This window comes from uncultured Methanobrevibacter sp. (assembly GCF_905235195.1).
In the GTDB taxonomy this organism is placed as follows: domain Archaea; phylum Methanobacteriota; class Methanobacteria; order Methanobacteriales; family Methanobacteriaceae; genus Methanarmilla.
Genome location: NZ_CAJOKH010000025.1, coordinates 16,165 through 34,852, shown reverse-complemented (window position 1 = coordinate 34,852; position 18,688 = coordinate 16,165). Strand labels below are relative to the sequence as shown.

15 protein-coding genes and 1 pseudogene are annotated in these 18,688 nt (G+C 23.7%); 10 read left to right on the top strand and 6 right to left on the bottom strand.

Features of this window, described 5'->3' with window-relative positions; genetic code table 11:
* Positions 1-322, top strand: a 322-nt coding sequence (locus QZ146_RS03990) for a hypothetical protein (RefSeq protein ID WP_295722366.1), incomplete at its 5' end; no start/stop codon positions are given.
* Positions 323-586: 264 nt separating this feature from the next.
* Here QZ146_RS03990 and QZ146_RS03985 read toward each other — a convergent pair.
* Positions 587-1,668: pseudogene (locus QZ146_RS03985) on the bottom strand (transposase).
* 384 nt (positions 1,669-2,052) lie between these two features.
* Between QZ146_RS03985 and QZ146_RS03980 the strand changes: the two are divergent.
* Positions 2,053-3,189, top strand: a complete 1,137-nt coding sequence (locus QZ146_RS03980) for a DNA repair exonuclease (RefSeq protein ID WP_295722365.1) — start codon at positions 2,053-2,055, stop codon at positions 3,187-3,189.
* Positions 3,190-5,973: an SMC family ATPase gene (locus tag QZ146_RS03975; RefSeq protein WP_295722364.1), complete on the top strand. Its 2,784-nt coding sequence runs from the start codon at positions 3,190-3,192 to the stop codon at positions 5,971-5,973.
* A 118-nt stretch (positions 5,974-6,091) separates the two neighbouring features.
* Here the strand turns inward: QZ146_RS03975 and QZ146_RS03970 are convergent, their stop codons facing one another.
* The gene (locus QZ146_RS03970) at positions 6,092-6,508 is read right to left on the bottom strand and encodes a nuclease (RefSeq protein WP_295722363.1); all 417 of its coding nucleotides are present in this window, start codon (positions 6,506-6,508) and stop codon (positions 6,092-6,094) included.
* Between the two features lie 274 nt (positions 6,509-6,782).
* Between QZ146_RS03970 and QZ146_RS03965 the strand changes: the two genes are divergently transcribed.
* From QZ146_RS03965 to QZ146_RS03935, 7 genes are all read left to right on the top strand, one after another.
* Positions 6,783-8,072, top strand: coding sequence for a Mur ligase family protein (locus tag QZ146_RS03965; RefSeq protein WP_295722362.1), 1,290 nt, complete (start codon positions 6,783-6,785; stop codon positions 8,070-8,072).
* 131 nt (positions 8,073-8,203) lie between these two features.
* The gene (locus tag QZ146_RS03960; protein ID WP_295722361.1) at positions 8,204-9,796 is read left to right on the top strand and encodes a Mur ligase family protein; all 1,593 of its coding nucleotides are present in this window, start codon (positions 8,204-8,206) and stop codon (positions 9,794-9,796) included.
* Positions 9,797-9,992: 196 nt separating this feature from the next.
* Complete coding sequence (locus tag QZ146_RS03955) at positions 9,993-10,691, top strand: NTP transferase domain-containing protein (protein ID WP_295722360.1); 699 nt, start codon at positions 9,993-9,995, stop codon at positions 10,689-10,691.
* A gap of 542 nt (positions 10,692-11,233) precedes the next feature.
* A complete protein-coding gene (locus QZ146_RS03950; protein WP_295722359.1) occupies positions 11,234-11,827 on the top strand; it encodes an ArsR family transcriptional regulator in 594 nt (197 codons plus the stop codon).
* Between the two features lie 155 nt (positions 11,828-11,982).
* Positions 11,983-12,597, top strand: coding sequence for an ArsR family transcriptional regulator (locus QZ146_RS03945; protein WP_295722358.1), 615 nt, complete (start codon positions 11,983-11,985; stop codon positions 12,595-12,597).
* Positions 12,598-12,933: 336 nt separating this feature from the next.
* On the top strand, positions 12,934-13,356 hold the full coding sequence (locus QZ146_RS03940) for a hypothetical protein (RefSeq protein WP_295722357.1): 423 nt from the start codon (positions 12,934-12,936) through the stop codon (positions 13,354-13,356).
* Positions 13,357-13,366: 10 nt separating this feature from the next.
* Positions 13,367-14,053: a hypothetical protein gene (locus QZ146_RS03935; RefSeq protein ID WP_295722356.1), complete on the top strand. Its 687-nt coding sequence runs from the start codon at positions 13,367-13,369 to the stop codon at positions 14,051-14,053.
* A 107-nt stretch (positions 14,054-14,160) separates the two neighbouring features.
* Here the strand turns inward: QZ146_RS03935 and QZ146_RS03930 are convergent, their stop codons facing one another.
* The 4 genes from QZ146_RS03930 to QZ146_RS03915 all read right to left on the bottom strand — a co-directional run bounded on the left by QZ146_RS03930 (position 14,161) and on the right by QZ146_RS03915 (position 18,554).
* Positions 14,161-15,462: a PD-(D/E)XK nuclease family protein gene (locus tag QZ146_RS03930; RefSeq protein ID WP_295722355.1), complete on the bottom strand. Its 1,302-nt coding sequence runs from the start codon at positions 15,460-15,462 to the stop codon at positions 14,161-14,163.
* A 329-nt stretch (positions 15,463-15,791) separates the two neighbouring features.
* Positions 15,792-17,831, bottom strand: a complete 2,040-nt coding sequence (locus QZ146_RS03925; RefSeq protein ID WP_295722354.1) for a UvrD-helicase domain-containing protein — start codon at positions 17,829-17,831, stop codon at positions 15,792-15,794.
* On the bottom strand, positions 17,803-18,246 hold the full coding sequence (locus QZ146_RS03920; RefSeq protein WP_295722353.1) for a UvrD-helicase domain-containing protein: 444 nt from the start codon (positions 18,244-18,246) through the stop codon (positions 17,803-17,805). Before QZ146_RS03920 ends, QZ146_RS03925 begins: the two co-directional genes overlap by 29 nt.
* Positions 18,247-18,356: 110 nt before the next feature.
* Complete coding sequence (locus QZ146_RS03915) at positions 18,357-18,554, bottom strand: PspC domain-containing protein (RefSeq protein ID WP_295722352.1); 198 nt, start codon at positions 18,552-18,554, stop codon at positions 18,357-18,359.
* Positions 18,555-18,688 lie beyond the last annotated feature (134 nt).

Genomic DNA, 18,688 nt, shown 5'->3' with positions numbered 1-18,688 from the left:
GGCTTCATCAGCATTAGGAAAAGTTACAGTTAAAAAGGCTACTCCAAAAATAACTGCAAAATCAGCAAGCTATAAACTTAAAGTAAAAGCTAAAAAATATGTTGTAAGATTAATGAACCAAAACAAAATAGTAAAAAACAAAAAAGTTACAATAAAAATTAACGGTAAAACATATACTACTAAAACTAATAGTAAAGGTCAAGCAACATTTACAATAAGAAATCTTAAGAAAACAGGTACATACAATGCAGTTATAACATCTACAGGAAACCATTACTACAATAAAGTAACAAAAAAAGTTAAAATAACTGTAAAACCATAAAAAAAATTATATAATATTTTAAGAGTTTTATTATAATAAACTCTTAATTTTTTTTCTATTTTTTTAAAAATCTTATAATCTAAAAAAAAAGATTAATTTTCTTAATTTTTTGTGCTTAAAAATAATTTAGGCCCTTTGGAAATTTACATTAAAAATATTAACTCCACAAAGATATTTCATTAATTTAGAACCTCATTAATTATTCATTCTAAAAAAAAATACAATTTAAAAATATAAGATGCTAGATTTTTTCATATGAGAAACTTAGATAAAAATCTTATTTAGGGGTTCTGAATTTTTCAATTTTTCAGATAATTGTTGTATGGCTGTTTTTGATTTAAATCCTTGTGATATAATTAATGCTCTTAAAATACATTTAGATATACTGTTTTTTCAACAGATTTTGGTGTATATTTATGAATTTCTCTTAAATTAAGTCCTTGTTTTAGTAATTTAAAAAAATCTTCTATTTATACTCTAATTGGTTTGAAGTTTTTCCATTTATCTAATTTTTTTAATAATTCATCTTTTAGAATCTTAAAAAATCTTTTTTCATTTTTAATTTTATTTTTTCATAAATGATGATAATGGGTAGGATAATTGGTCATTTAGTTTGTTTCTTTTGAAATTGTCTTTTGCGAGAATAAAATGAATGATTTATATTTGCTAATTCCAATTGGTAGTTTTTATAGCTGTAATAGCTTTGTCAAAAATTAATGTATCTCTTTTTTGAATAATACGTCTGTTTTTGAAGATTTTCCATAATTTCGTCAAAAAGTTTTCCATCATTTGGAATCCAGAATGGATTAAAATAGAAACAGGGTTCATATTATCGAAATCAATTATAACAGTTCTTTAAATCCAATATAAAATCCTTTAGAAGAATAACTCCATTTTAAATTCAATGATTTGAGATATTATTTAGTCTTTTTATTTCTATGAAAATTAATATCCAAGTCCATAGGTGTAGCATAAACAATGAAAATATTTTTTCCTCTTCTTTTAACACGATTTCTTGAATTTAAGATAGGATTTAATGCTTTAACAAGTTTTTCTGAGTCCTGTTGTGAAAAATTTTTATAAACTTGATCAGCACTTTAAACTTCAGAAATATTAAATTATTTACGAAGTTTTTCTTTAGATTCAAGCTCATACAATATGAATGGAATGTCTAAACCAAAGAACATACTGATAAATATGATTTAAAGTAAATACTTGTTTATCAATGTTTTTAAAACCACAAGAAGCTAAAATTTCAGAAGATTCTCTGCAATCCATAATTTTAAATATCTCTTTCACAATGTATAATTTGGGTCTTTAATATCTAAATTTATTTTGTGTTTCATTTTTATCTCCAAATAAATATATATAACACATATTATTTAAATTTAAGGATTTAAAAACCTTTTTTATTAAAAAAACTATTTTAATTTGTATTTTTAGAAGCTATAATATAATGACATGGTAAATTATAAAAATAATGGCAATTATAGCTAATTTTCTTCGAAAAAATTCAGGCCCCTAAATATATTTAAAATTCTATAATATGTTTAATAAATTTTATATGTAGATTTTAATAAAATTATAATTAATTATTAATTTCAAGAAATTTTAATTATTATATTTATTCTTATTTTTTAATTAGAAAATTTCTTTAGAGATTAAATTATTTTGTATTACTATTTAATTAAATACTTAATTTACTATAAAAAGTTTTGTTTAGGGATATCATGAGATTTGCACACTTATCTGATACTCATTTAGGTTATAGGCAGTATGGTTTAATTGACCGTGAAAAAGATTTTTATAACGGATTTGAAAGGATTATAGATAAGATTATAAAATTAGATTTGGATTTTGTTATTCATAGTGGTGATTTGTTTGATAGTTCACGTCCATCTACAGATGCACTTATAGTAGTACAAAAAGAAATTAATAAATTAACTAATGCAGGTATTCCATTTTATGCCATTGCAGGTAACCATGACCTATCACGCAGAGTTAATCCAATACCTCCCCAAGTACTATTTCGAGATAATGGTATAAAACTAATTAGTCCTATTAAACCTTATTTTAAAGAAGAAGATTACTTTATTGGTGGAGTGCCATATATGCCTCAAAATAGAAATTTAGCAATTAAAGAAAAATTAGAAACCTTATCTAAAAAAGCTAAAGGTTCTACAAATAAAATTTTAGTATTGCATCAAGGTATAGACAAGTATATTCCACAATGTGAGCTTGAAATTGGAGATATTCCAACTAATTTTAATTATTATGCAATGGGTCATTTACATAATTATATTAATGATTCTTATGGTGAAGGTCGTTTAGTATATCCCGGTTCTACTGAGATTTGGAAGTCAAATGAATTAAATGATTATAATATTAATGGTAAAGGTTTTGTTCTTGTTGAAATGGATGACGGTCATGTAGAAACTGAAAGAATTTCTGTTGATTTGCCACGTAAATTCATTAATGTTAATGTTGACTATAAGAACCTTTACACTGAAATACCTAAATTAACAGACCAAATCAGTAAACTTGAATTAAAACCAATTATTAATATAAATGTTTTTGGTAGTGACTTTACAAGTAGTGAAGTTTATGAATATTTAAACAAAGAACTTTCAGATTTATCCTTATCTTATAGGCCAACATTTGATTTCAAAGAGAATGATAAGGACAATATTGATTATAATCCAGGACCAATTAATATTAATAGATTAATTAAGGATAAGTTAGAAGATGAAGGAGAAAAAGTGGTAACTTTCACCATTGATTTATTTGATGAATTATCTAAGGATAATCTTGAAGATGCAGAAAATAGTGTTAAAGATTTTTATGCTGATAGATATGGGGGTGATTAGATGATTATTGAAAAGTTGGAACTCAAAAATTTTAAAAGTTATTTAAATACTAAAATTCAATTTAATCCAGGTATTACTCTTATAATCGGTGAAAATGGTGCAGGTAAGTCTACTATTTTAGAGGCTATTAGTTTTGCATTATTTAAACAACATTCTTCTAATAAAATATCAGATTTAATTAGAACATCTAATGATAAAACAATTCTTAATAATATGGAAGTTACATTAGAGTTCATATCTAATGGTAATCACTATAAGGTTACAAGATCTAAGGAAAAATCTATATCACATGCAAAATTATATTATAAACAATTAAATCATGACAAGTCTAATTATGTTAATACTATGATATGTGAAGGAGATAGAAGTGTAAATAATGAAATTGAAAATATTTTACAGATGGATGCAGACTTGTTTTTAAATGCTATTTATGTTCGTCAAGGAGAAATTGCAGAACTTATTAGTAAAACTCCTTCTGAGAAGAAAAAACTTATAGGAAAACTTTTAGGTATAGATTCTCTTGAAAAATCATGGACTAATATTAAAAAATTTATCTCAGATTATGAAAAATTAGAATCTGAATATAGGGGTAAATTATCTAGAAAAGATGAAAATACTAAAGAACTTAAAGATAAACAATCAAAATATGATAATTTATCTACTGAACTTATAAAAATTCAAGAAGAGTTAAATCAAATAGAGATACTTTATAAAGATATAAATACTAAAAAATTAAGTTTAGAAGCTAATAAAGATGAGTATATTAATTATAAAAATATGATTGAAACAAGTTTAAACGATATTGAACGTTTAAAACAAGAAAAATCAGAACTTCAAACACAACTTGATGATATTAGAAAAAATGAATCTGAAGTATTAAGACTTGGTAAATATTTAGATAGATTACCTATCTATAAAGAATTTAGGCAAGCCTATTTGAAAATCATGGATATTACCCAAAAGAAAGAAGAGTTAAATAAACAAAAAGAAAGTTTTATTTATCAAAATAATATTTTAAAAGAAAACGAACAAATTTATAATGATTATAACCGTCTTGAAACTATTATTAATGATTTAAAAGAAGAAAAATCTAAAATGAATAGTGAAATTAAAGTTTATGAAAAGATTACAAAAGATCTAGAGATAGTAGAAGAAGAATATAAAAAAGAAAATGAAAAATTCAATAAATTTCAATCTGAATTATTTAACAGTTTAAAAGAAAATAATATTAGTTTAAAAAATGATAATGAGGATTTAGGTCAAATCAGTGAATTGATTATAAAAAGAATTGAAGAATTAGAAGAAAAAATTATAGGTATAGATGAGTTAATTTCAAAGAAAAGCTCAAAAGACTCACAGTATCATCAGATTATATCTCAAAGTGAAAATATTTTAGAAGAACTAGAGTCTGTAGGTGATAAATGTCCGATATGTCAATCAACTATTTCTAATATGAAAAAAATTGATTTAAAAAATTCCTATAAAAATGCTATAATCAATTCTACAAATAATATTAAGAAAAATAAAGAGGATATTGAAAAACTTGAATCTGAAAAAAGTGAAATTAAAGAAAAAATAAATAATCTTTCCTTAATTGAGAAAAATATATCCTCTAATTCTTATTTAATAGAAAGAATTGTTGAGTTAAAAAAGAAATTAGAAACACTTGAAAAGGAAAGTAATTCTAATAAAGTTAATAATGTAGATTTAGATAAAATAAATGAAAATATTCAAATAGAAACAGATAGACGTAATTTATCTAAGGAAGGCTACAATAAATATATTAAGGCAAAAGGAGCAATAGAACTTCTTCCTCCATTAAACCAAATTGAAAATAAAATCAAGCTTTTAAATGATGATCAAGACCATGAAGTAAATATTATTAAACTTGCTATGAGTAAAGACAGTGGTTTAAATTCAGACATGGAACTTGAAGATATAAACAGTAAAATTCAAGATTTGGAAGATAAAGTTGCAAATTATCGTGAACTTAAGGGAACAATTCAAGTTAAAGAATCAGTTGAATCAAAATTAGAAAATAAGAAAAAAACTCTCAGCGAAAATGAAAAAAATCTTTTAAAATATAAAGAAGCAATTAAATCGATTAAATATGATGATGAAAAATATAATGCCCTTGTATTGCAACTTGCAAGTATAGAAGATAATAGATTAAAAATTAACAATGATAAATCTAGATTAGAAGGTGAATCAAAAACTATTGAAGAATCAATAGAATCTCTTCAAAAATTAGAGGATGAATATAATACTCTTGAAGAAGACTATAAAAATGTAAAAGATTATATACAATTCTTAGAAAATATAAGAGAACTCTTTTCAAAAGATGGCCTTCAAGAAGATTTAAGAAAACTATCACGACCTACTATTCAAAAGTATACTAAGGATTTCTTTGAAGAATTTAATTTTGATTATTCAAGTCTTATTTTAGATGATGAGTTTAATGTAACATTATATGGTCCGGAAGGAGAATCAAGCTTAAATATGGTAAGTGGGGGTGAAAAAATAGCTATTGCACTTGCACTTAGACTTGGTATTACTAAGGCCATGAGTAATGGTGCAATGGAAACAATTCTTTTAGATGAACCTACAATTCATCTTGATAGTTATAGAAGAGGAGAACTTATAGACTTACTTAGAAAAATGTCTACACTTCCTCAAATGATAATTGTTACACATGATGAAGAATTAGAAAATGCAGCTGACAATATAATTAAAGTAGTTAAAAAACAGGGAAATTCTGAAATTAGTACTGATGATATAAATTAATTTATTAAATATTTTATTTTTTTATTTACTATCCAATTATTATATAGCTTTATATATTTATTTGAATTATTGAGATAAAATAAAATAAAAATTATTAATAAAAATAAAGAAATGATAATTAGAAATCATCTAGTTCATCATATTCTCCATTTACAACATTTTTTATCTCATCTACAATACAATTGGCATTCCATCCAATAATTGTAGTTGCAACATCTTCTAAATTTTCAGGAACTTCTTCTACACCATAAGGCCTTACAAGTACTATTGGTATATCATAATGTTTGGAAGCATTTATAATATCATCTATTTCTTCTTTATTTTGTTTGTAAACACCACTAAGTATGATAATAGTATCTATTTTTTTAAAAAAACTTTCTGGCATATGGCTGTAAGATGCAGCTACTGATTCTTTCCATAGAAAATCAGTTTTAGAATATAATTTTTCATAAAATTGCTTATGATCATTAGCATCACTTTCACCTCTTGAAATTAAGAGATTATATATTTTTTCATCTTTTTCTTCTTCAAACATCCAATCAACCTATTAATAATTTTTTTTTTAATATTTTATAAATTTTTTTTTAAAGATAAAATTTGAAAAATTATATTAAATTCATATATAAAATTATATAAATACACGAATATAAAATTATATTAAATTAGTAATTTATTATTTTATAATAAAAATTCTTTTATTATATAAAATATTATGATTATTAAATTCTAATTTAATTAGTTTTAATTATTGAATTAGGTTTAATATTGTTTATTGGAATTATTATTTAAAATATTACGAGTTAATTTAAATGAGGGCTGCTGTTATAGGACTTGGAGTTGAAGGTAGAAAAGCTTCAAAATCATTACTTAATCATGGATGGTCAGTTTATGCATCAGATTTACAGACTGATATTAACCTAAAGGATATTGGTATGCCTATTACTGATATAAATGTAAAAACTGATAATACTCAACAAATTTCTATTGTTTCAGATAATCTTTATGTGGATTTAGGTTCTAATGATATTAATCAGATTAATGATTGTGATGCAATTGTTTTAAGTCCTAGTATGTGGAATAGTAAGTTTGCAAATGAATTTAAGTTATCTGGTAAATTACTTCAGGATATTATAAATAAACATAGAAAAATCTATACTATTGGTGTAACAGGAACTAATGGTAAAACTACTTCAGTTTATATGATTAAATCTATTTTAGAAAAGTTTGGAAAAAAGGTATTAGTTGGAGGTAATGCAGGAGGCGGTTTTGAAGGATATTATGATATTATTCTTGAGGCAGAATCTGGTGATTATGATGTACTTCTTGTTGAGGTATGTGATATGACCTTAAGTTTCTGTGATTACTGTTTTAATTTTGATTTAGTTGCATTGACTAATATGGGTAATGACCATATGGATGTTCATGGTAGTATGGAAAACTATCGAGATGAGCTTATTAAATTATTTAATAATAAAAATGTCATTATTTCAGAAGATCAAATATATAGTGAAGATTTCTCTAGCTCTGCAAATAATCTTATTAAATTTAGTGAATCTACTTATGATTTGAAAGTTGTAGGTAAATTTAATCGTTTAAATGCAGGTCTTGCTATTGAAGTTGCAAGACAGATAGGAATATCTGATGATATTTCAAAAGAAACCTTAGAGAATTTTGAAGTTGTAGAGGGTAGACTTAAAGTTTACAGATTATATGATTCTAGTATTTATGTTGGAAAAACAGACAATTCTGATGCAGTTAAATCTATCTTTGATGAGATAGATTTTTATGCAGCTTTTATTGGAACTCCTCGTTCAAGTGAAAATCATCGTCTAAATATTTTAGATGAAGTTGTAGAACATAATCCTCAGGTTATTGTACTATTTCCAGGACTTGCAAATACTGTAGATATGGCAATGCATCGACTTGACCTTTTAAACTATGAGGGAGAAGTGAATATTGCAAATAATTTAGATGATTTAATTAGTTTTGTTGCTGAATATGCTCACGAAGATGCATTATTTATTGGAGGTAATGGTCAAGAGGTTATTATTTCTATTCAAAAGCGACTTGAAAAATTATGTGAAGCTTGCAATGATTAAAACTATTTTTATTTTTATAATGAAATTTTAAAAAATCGATATGTTTTTAAATGATATTTTTAAAAAAGATATATAATTTTATTAAATTAAAAATATAATATTTATTTAATTATTAATTAGGATTGTGGGACATGGAAAAAGAAGATTTTGTTTCTGGTTTATCTCGTGGAGTCGTAGTTTTAGGTGGTTGTGGAACTGTAGGTAGTTTAATTGCACGTATTTTAGCATCCCATGATATTGATGTTACAATTATCGATTCTACTCCAGACTCTTATTTAGTTCCTATTTTTAAAAATGAAGGTATTAATTTAAGATTAGCAGAGCAATTAGATAAAGATTCATTTAATAATCAATCTGCCATTTTTATTGCTCCTAGCTTACTTAATAATCAAATTTTTATGGGAAAAGTTAATAATTTTAATAAGGAAAACCTACCTATTTATTCTATTGATGAGATTTTAAAATTTTTTACTCCAAATAAACCAGTTATTGCTGTAACAGGTACTAATGGTAAAAGTACTACAACCCATGCTCTTAAACATATATTTTTAGCAAATGGTTATAAAATTCCAAGTCATGGTTTACGTATTCAGGGAAATAGTGAATATATTCCAGCATTACAGTCACGTCTTAGTGGAGATGTTGGAATTTTAGAGATAGGTACTTTTGGTATTTCAGGTGAAATTAAACGTTCTGCATCTAATTCTCATGTAAATATGGGTATTATTACAAATATTACTCATGATCACTTAAATAATGGTACTTTTGAAGATTATATAAATTGTAAAAAAGAAATGATAGAAGTTGCAGAAAAACTTGTTTTAGATGGAGATGACCCTACATTATTAAATATTGTTGATTGTGAAGGTAAAGAAATTTATTATTTCGGAATAAAAGATAAAGATAATCCACTTTTTAGGGATTCTGATTATGATATGAAATGTCCTAAATGTGGTAGTAAGCTAGAATATAATGTTAATTATCTTAGGAGTTTAGGAGAGTTTAAATGTAAATGTGGATTTAAAAATCCTCCTTTAACTGTTTATGCAGATAATATACAAATAACAAAAGAACATAAGATTACAAAAACTACATATACAATTCACTTTGAAGATAAACAGACTCGTACTGTTAGATTACCTAAAGGCGGTATTCATAATGTTTATAATTCACTTGCAGCGGCATGTGCAGCATGGAAATCAGGTTTAGATATTGATGATATAATAAGTGGGATAGAATCATTTAAGGGAGTACCAGGTAGATTAGAATATATTAATAAAGATCCTACAATCATCATTGATTTTGCACATAATCCTGCAGGAGTAGAAACAATTATTAAAACAGTTTTAAATCTTAAAACAGATCATAATAAAATCATTGTATTAAATACAATCTCATCTGAAAGTGGTCGTGAAGGTGATATGACCATTGCAAAATTACTTTCAGATGCAGATATAGTAATACCTGTATCCACATCATCAGTAGAAATGTCAAAATATATTGATACTGAAGTTGCCCAGATTAAAAATAATTCTAAATTTAATAAAACAGGTACAATCGGTTCTTCCCCACGTCAAGTTGAAGAAGGTTTAAAACTAGCATTAAATTTATGTGATTTAAATGATATTATTCTTGTTTTAGGTGAGGCAGGAGTTAAATATTCTAAAAATGCTTTAAACAAGATATTATTTGAAAATATCATTAATAAAAGTTCATATTATTAAATAGATTTAAATAAATCTTTAAAAATTTGGTATAATTAAAAAATTAATAAAATTTTATATTTTTATTTAATGATAAATTTTAAAAAAAAATTAAAGAAAAATTTTTATAAATTGAATTATAATTGTATAATATAATCAATTGAGTTAAATCCTTAAATTTAATATAATATTTTAACAAAATTATTTTGGTGTAATAATGTTTAGTGCAGTTGTTACAGGAGCAGGATTAAGTTCTAGAATGCGAGATGATTTGAAAAAATCTAATTTGCCTATACGAAATAAATTAACACTTCCATTAATAGAAAGTAAGGATAATAGTAAAACAATCTTAGAATTTACATTAGATAATGTATTAAACTCAGGTATTGATGAATGTTTTTTAGTACTTGGCCATTATAAAGATGAAATTATGGACTCACTTGATGAGTATTATTTAAATAAGATTAAAATTGTTGAAAATAATCCTCCTGATGTAGGATTATCTACATCATTACATAATGGTTTAAAAAATTTGAATAATAAATTTGTATTATGTGTTTCTGCAGATCAACCTACCATATCCAGTACTACATATAAAAATATGATTATAGCTTTTTTTAATTGTAATAATCCGGATAAAACAATTTCATTTTTAAGAAGAAGAAAAATTGGTCATTTAACTAGTCCTTTAGGCCTTGGTATGCCTTTTGTCACTTCAAAAAATTTAATCATACCTTATTTAAAGGATAGAAATTCTAATTTAAATCCTATACTTAGAAAAATCTTTGAGGATAAAGTAAAATTCTATGCAGTCAAAGAACAATTCGAACTTGAACTTGTAAATATTAATCATTACACAGATTTACAGTTTGTAATAAAAAATATAGATTTAAACAATTACTTTTTTAATTTATAGCTATTTTATTAATATTCAATAAATTAAAAATATATAATATTTTTAAAATAATACTTAATAAAGAAGTTTTTTTTATAGTTTGATTAAAAATAAATTTAAATATAGTTGCAATAGGCCATATATTTATTAGATTGATTTAAAATAAATTTTAATTTATTACTCAATAAAGAGGTATATTTTTTGGATTGATTTTATAATAAATTTTAATATAGTTGCAATAAGCTATTATATTTTTGTATTGATTTAAAATAAATTTTAATTTATTACTACAATAAAGCGGTATATTTTTTGATTGATTGAAAATATATAAAATTACAGGCCTTTAAATTAACTATAGTTATATCTAATTTATTTATTAATATATAAATTAACAATAGCTTATTTTGAGGTATTCAATCCTACAATTTAATATTTGATTAATTCAAACTTGAAATATTATTTTTCAATATTTTTTATGGAAAATCATAATTTTTAATTAATTTTTTGTTAAATAAAGGAAAAAAACGAAATTATTATATATTAATAAATATTATTTATTAATAATGTTAAATGAAATTACCATTGTTTCTACTCAAACAAAATTAGATGATATTTCAAACATTACAGAAGAGTATAATATTAAAAAATTAATCCTCGTTTCTAATAAAGAGATTAATTTGCTAAATTTAGAAACTGACCCGATTTTTGAAAATATAGATATAAATATACTTAATTTAAATGTAGAAAATTTAGATTTAAAGGTCTCATGTAAAGAAATTTCAGAATTTATAATAAAAGAGGCTGAAAAATCTTCTAATATAGTAGTAAAATTAAATATTGAAAATTTTATGTTAAATAATGCATTATACTATGCTACATGTTATAATAAAGATATTATTAAATCTGTAATAATGTATGATACTAATCTTCATAAAATAATATATTTACCATTGTTTGATTTTAAGCTATCTGATGCTAAAAAAGTTATATTAAGAAATATAGAAGATGGAAAAAATACTATTGAAGATATATCAAAATCTGTAAATCGTAGTCATAGTATGGTTTACAATCATATTAGAGATTTAAGAGAAGTAGGTTTTATTGAAAAAGATTCATTAAAATTAAATAATGCAGCTAAAATACTTTTAAGTTTATAGTTTTATAATATTTTTTTTACATCTCTTTTAAAAGAATTATAAAATTAAATACATCTGATAATGATTTATTTAAAATATGATAATTTATTTTTTTTAAATTTTCAATATTGGAATGGACTCTTGATTTTAATAATATATTTGCCTAGGTGATAAATATGACCATTAGTTTAATTTCCACTATATTTGATTTAAAATCATTATTATTAGCTGTAGATAAATTTGAACCTGAAACTATTGTATTATTAACAGATAATAAAAATTATCCTGAAATTAAAGATATAATGGAAGAATTATATAAAAAAAGAGGACGACATTTAAAAATAAAAATTAAAGAGATATCTAATAAAGACATATTAACTATTGCTTCACAAACATTTAATATTATTTCAACAGAAATAAAAGAGAAAAATGATGTTATTGTACATTTAATTGAAAATAACTCTATAGAATCTATTGCATTATCTTATGCATCATGTTCATTTATTAAAGATATTTATAAACTAACAATATTAGATCCTAAAAATGAAGAAATAGTTGATTTACCAATATTTGATTATAATATTTCAAAAAATAAGGTTAAAATTCTCCTTTATATTAATGAAGGTGCAGATAATGTTAAAGACATTTCAGAAAAAACCGAATTATCTTCCAGTATGGTTTATAACCATATAAAAGATTTGAGACATTCAGGTTATATTAATCCAAAGGAACTAGTCTTAACAACTGCTGGTAAGATGGCAATTTTAAAATTCCAAAGCATCGAACTTTAAATATAAAATTTTGTTTACTTTATTATTATAAATTATTCTAAGCTAATAAATTGTTTTACAATATAATCAGATATATACTGATTTATAATGTATATATGTCTTTAAAATTTATTTAAGATTAAATTATTCTTTTATTTATAAAAAATTTAAATATTTAAAATATTTATTTTAAACCTTGTTTTATATTAGCTTTAATCAAAATTAAATAAATATAAATTATTATCGATATTGAAATTATATATTTATTATATTTTAATTAATTTGGTAAAATTATATACAAAGTATTTAATATAATAAAAACATACATAATTTATAATAATAATTTCTTGTGATTTTATGGGAATTTTTAATAAAATAAATAAAAGTTTAGTTCTTGGAAAAAATTTATCCTCTTATGGCTATCAAAGACTTAAGTCTCTAAGTGATCCTGAAATGATTAGATTAACTAATGATTTAACAATGAAATGGATACAAATTGGAGAACTTAAAGCAGATCATGCTTTGGATAGGGCAATTGAATTGTCGACCCTTAAATTAGAAGAAGCTAAATCAAGTAAGGATTCTTTTTCAATTAGAAAATCCCAGAGGAAAGCTCAACTTCAAGATGCAGTTGACAAGGCAGATTACTATTTGGATTCATACAATGGGGGATCTGTAGATGAAGAATATGAACTTATGAAAAAGCAAATTAAAGAATTAGAAGATTTAAAAAATAAACAAGCAAAAGAATTAAAGGATTTAAAAAATAAAAATAAATAAGGTGAAGAAAATGATATTATCAAGACTTACAAAAAAAAGTTTAAAAATTGGTAAAGTTGTATATGAATATGGTAATGAAAGAATTAAACAATTTGATGACGATGAATTTAAAACTCTTACTAAAGAGTTAGGAAAAAAATACGCTGTTATTGCTGATGATAAAGCAAATCAATTTATGGATGAAACTTTAGATAAAGCAAATTCTAAATTAGAAGAAGTAAAAAATGGTGAAGATTCATTTTCTAAAGGAAAAGAATATGTTAAGGACCAATTAAAAAATGCAATTGATTATGCAGATGAAAACTTCCCAGAATCACCACAAGAGGAAGATGTTGAATTATCTTTAAGAAAAAAACAAAAAATCGAAAGAGATGAATTGATATCAAAACATAAAGCTGAAATACTTGAACTTCAAAGAAAACAATCACAAGAACAAAAAGAAGCTTTAAAAATTAAAATAGAAAAACTTAAAGTTAAAAGAGAAGCTGCAGAAGAAATATTAAAAGCTAAGAAAGACGAATATATTGAAGAAGCTAGAAATACTAAAAATAATGTTAAAGAAACTGTAAAAATTGTCTATAAAGATATTTCTGAAATGAAAGAAGAAAATAAATCAAATGACGATTCAATTGATGTAGATTATGAAGTTAATGATAAAAAAGATGTGAATACTAAAGATAATAAACAAAAAAAATAATTAACCTACTAATTCACATTATTCTTAATTTTTTTATTTTTATAAAATATAAATTCTAAACTTTATATATAAATACTAATTTTTTTAATTTTTATTATATTTATAGTCTAGGGGACTGTAATATCATCAAGTTCACCTTTGTTTTTTTGGCAAATCATTTTAAAATCACATGCATCACAAGTTCTTTTATCTGCTTTTCCAATCCATGATTTTGATATTTTACATCCATTTTGTTCTTTAATAAGAGATGATTCAATATTATTTACAACTTTATCAAAACTTAAAAGCGCTTCATCCTGTTCCTGTTTATTGATTGGAATAATTCTAATAGAACGGTTAATTCTAAATTCATCAGATAAAGTAGGATAATATTTTTCACTGCCGTCCCATTCAAATAAAGAATCCATATCTTTTTTAGAAATTTTAACATCATTTTTATCATTAATTATGTCTTCTTTAATTGCAATTAAATCCATAGTTGAAGGGACAAGTTCATTTAAATATAATATTATTCCTGCAGGTATTTCTTTTGCATCTTTTTGTTGGCATCTGAGCCAAGAATAAGTTAATACTTGCCATTTATGGTGTTGAAATGTTTCACTATTAACAGATGGCCTTTTCATTCCTTTATAATCTATTATTATTTCAAATTCATCTAATTTATTATTGCTTAAATATTCTTTAACTTGAGGAGTTTCTTTTAACAATTCAAGGAAATGGTTTGTATCTGTATTTTCATTAGTTTCAATACCAAATAAATCAAGAGATTTTTGTTTGTCTATATCAGATTCTAATATATTATGGTCTTGATTATTATTATTTAAAAGTGTAGTTGTGATATTTTTTATATCCTGAGGGGTTACAGATATTAATCCATCTATTACACCATTTATACCATAATGATTAGAGCGACTTAATTTTTCATCATAATTAGGCATATCTCTTATACCTTTAATCAATAATTCAGTAGATTTAATAAGTGGAAATATGTCTTTACCCCAAATATTAATTGCTTTTTCAGCTCTTGCACTAGCAATTCTATGATATGGATTATCCTCTAATTTATATTTTCCAATTTTCTCTTCTGGTAAATGTTCAGGACAGAATTGTTTTGGTGGAGAATTTAATCCTCTTGATCTTAATCTTTGATCGATCATTTCTTCTATTGGCCTTATATCTAATTCCCAATTCCAAGGAAATTCTTTTTTTTCAGCTTCCCATTTAAGAAATGCTTCTTCCATAACTCCATGTATAAATTCTCCAAACCATAATTGGATAGGCATTGATGGAGGTAAAGTTCCTTTATTTTGATACCTGTACTGTAAGTTACATGTTAAAAAGGATAATAGATCCCCTGTAAGACTATATTCTGGTATAAAATATGGTTTAGATCTTGATTTTATATTCATAATCCACCTTATAATATTTTTTCGAATTTTTATTTACTTTTAAAATCTAATAATTCTATATACTTAATAATTCGGATAATTTGATTATTTTATATTTTTATTAATTTAAATTTTATTATTGATTGTCATATTATTTATTTAATTACTTATTTTAATGAATTTAATAATTAATTATATTAATTTTATTTTATTTTATTGGATTTGTTTGAAATAAAATTATTTTTTTTTAACATTTTAAATAATATATTTAAATAATTTTATGATAGAAATTAATAAATAAGTTTTTTTAACATATCCAATAGATATAATTAAATTAATTTTATGATTAATTAAATCATATATATCTCATCAAAACCTATGAATTCTTTATTCCTATTCCAACCTAAAGCAATGTTTGGAATTGTTTTATGTTTATCTTCCATATCATATCCATATATACATGTATCTAATCCAATTAGTATTAAAACATCTTGAGCTCTTGAGAATGCAACAAAATAACGTCTAATCAAATCATCAAATGAACGGTCAAGTTGTTCTCTATTTTTTATTTCAAAGTCATTATTGTATTTTCGAATTCTATCTTCAAGCTCAAAATCTCCTCCGCCTTTATAAGGATATCTTTGATAACTGGTACGTTTCAAATCTTTTTTATATTCACTACCTACATCAACAATAACCATTGGAAATTCTAATCCTTTTGATTGATGAATACTCATAATATTTAATCTGTCATTAGGTAAAGTTTCAAATAATTCTTCATCAATTTTTATTCCTCCATTTGCAATAGGTATAAAAATATTCCAGTATAATTCATCTATTGATTTCTGTTCTTTTGTAGGATTGTCAAAGTATATGGTAGAACCATATTCATTGAAAAATCCGGTTTGAGTAATTGTTTGACATATTGCCTGTAGGTATACAAGGCCTTCAATATCATCTTGAAGTGAATCTATCCAAGTAATTAATTTATATGCAAGATCCATTAGTCTAGTATTATTTGGCCATTTTTTAAGATTGTATGGTCTTCTTAACTGCCAATGTTCAACAAAACTTTTTATACTTATAGGTTCATTTGGTTCTGGGTCTTTATCTATAAATTTTTGTGCAGATTCTCTCCATTTTTTCATATATCTAATAGCTGAAAGAGGGATGGATTTATCTTGTTTTTCTATTTTTCTATCAGGATCTATACATTCAAGGATAAGGCCACAGAATATTTTAACAGATTCAATGTCATGAATTTCTTTACCTCTAGGATTAAATACTTCAATTTTACGTCTTTGTAAATTTTTCCTAAGATAATATGTAAATTTATTTTTATGTGAAGCCGTATTTTCTTTTGGTGAATATGTTAAAAATGCAATATCATTAGGAGAACCATTATTTTTATCCAAACTAATTTCAATATATTGTTTATCCTTTATTTTATTCATATCAAATAATTTTGATTTTTTGATTAATTCATCATTATCTTCACTTTTATTTATGAGTTTAAATGATTTTGTATCAACTATTGATTTTACTTCTCTTTTGACAGTTCCTTTTGTAATTAATTCACTTATAAAAATAGCTAAGTCACGACTTAAAAGTTGAGGACTAGGTCTAAAAAGTCCAATGATAGGTATGTTTTTTTCCTCATTTGTATTTGGACATTTAATTGGGGGTTTATGTGATACACGTGCATTTTGATATTCTTCATCTAATGAAGCAAAATGATTACATAGATTAATAATGTTTTCAGTTGAACGGTAATTATCCTTAAGATTAACCTCTTTTATATCAATACCTAATTGTTTTTTTGCACGAATAGGAAAATTAGTAAATAAATCTACAGTAGCACCTCTAAAACGATATAATGATTGGTCATCATCACCTACAACAGTAATATTTCCTCCATTTTTAATAACATCCCTTGCAAGCTTGAAATAGATTTTTTCCTGTAAAAGATTAGTATCCTGATATTCATCTACAAGAATTAGTTTAATATTATCAAGATAAGATTTGAACTTTTCACTGTCAAGTTTTTCTAAAAATAAGGACTCTAACATTGGAAAATCAATAGTATTTCTTGATTTTAATTCTTTTTCATAATCAAGTATAGCATCCCTTATAATATTTTCACCAGGGTCTGATATATCGCTAAATGCATCATCAAAATCAACCATATTATAATACATTTTCTCTCTAATTGACAGTATCATTTTTGCAATTTCTGATGGATTTTTAATTGCATCTGTAAATTCGAAAAATTCTCCTACATATTCCTGGAGGTCTTTATTTAAATATCTATCATTTGCATATACGCCAATATTGGTCATTGCAGATTGTGCAACATATGTTTCAATTAGGTAAATTTGTACCTGCTTCACGATTAACCTTTATAAGTTCTGTTGCAACACTGTCAATTGTTCCAGTTATAATTAGATTAAAATCAATATGGGCAATTTTTCTTAAATCATCATTTTCCATATTATATTCTAAAAGATTTCTTAAAAGATAGTCTTTTATTTTATATCCCCAATCTAGGATTCTGCTTGTTATCTCATCAGCAGCTTTACGGGTAAAAGTAGTGGCAATAATTGATTCTGGTTCAATTCCATCAACAAAAATATATTTTAAAATTTTAAGTACAATAACAGTAGTTTTACCAGAACCAGGACCTGCTACAATAAAAAGAGATTTATTCAAATCAGATTCAATAGCTGATTTTTGATCTTGATTTGAAGAAATATCTCTTTTAAGAATTTCTACAACAATTTTTTCAAATTCATCATAACTTATCATATTAAATCCTTATTTAGAAATATAATTGATTATTATTTTAAATATTATGTAAAAAAATAGTATTATATTTAATCTGTATATTAATATTTAAATTTATTATAAATTATTGATTAAACTATGTCAATTTCGTTTGGAACAATTATCCAAGCTAATAAGTAAAATATAATACCGAAACCCCATAGAAAAATTAATAAAGCAGTTATTAATCTAATAATGGTTGGGTCTATATTTAAGTATTCTCCTATTCCTCCACATATACCAGCAAGCATTCTATTATCATATGAACGATATAGTTTTTTCCCAGTCATTTAATCACTTCACAAATTTTTATATAATCAAATATTTTACGTAATAATATTTAAATTTTAAATATAAGTAATTATCTAATTATATAATATATTATAATACTTTTATTTATAAATTAATTTTTTATAAATATTAT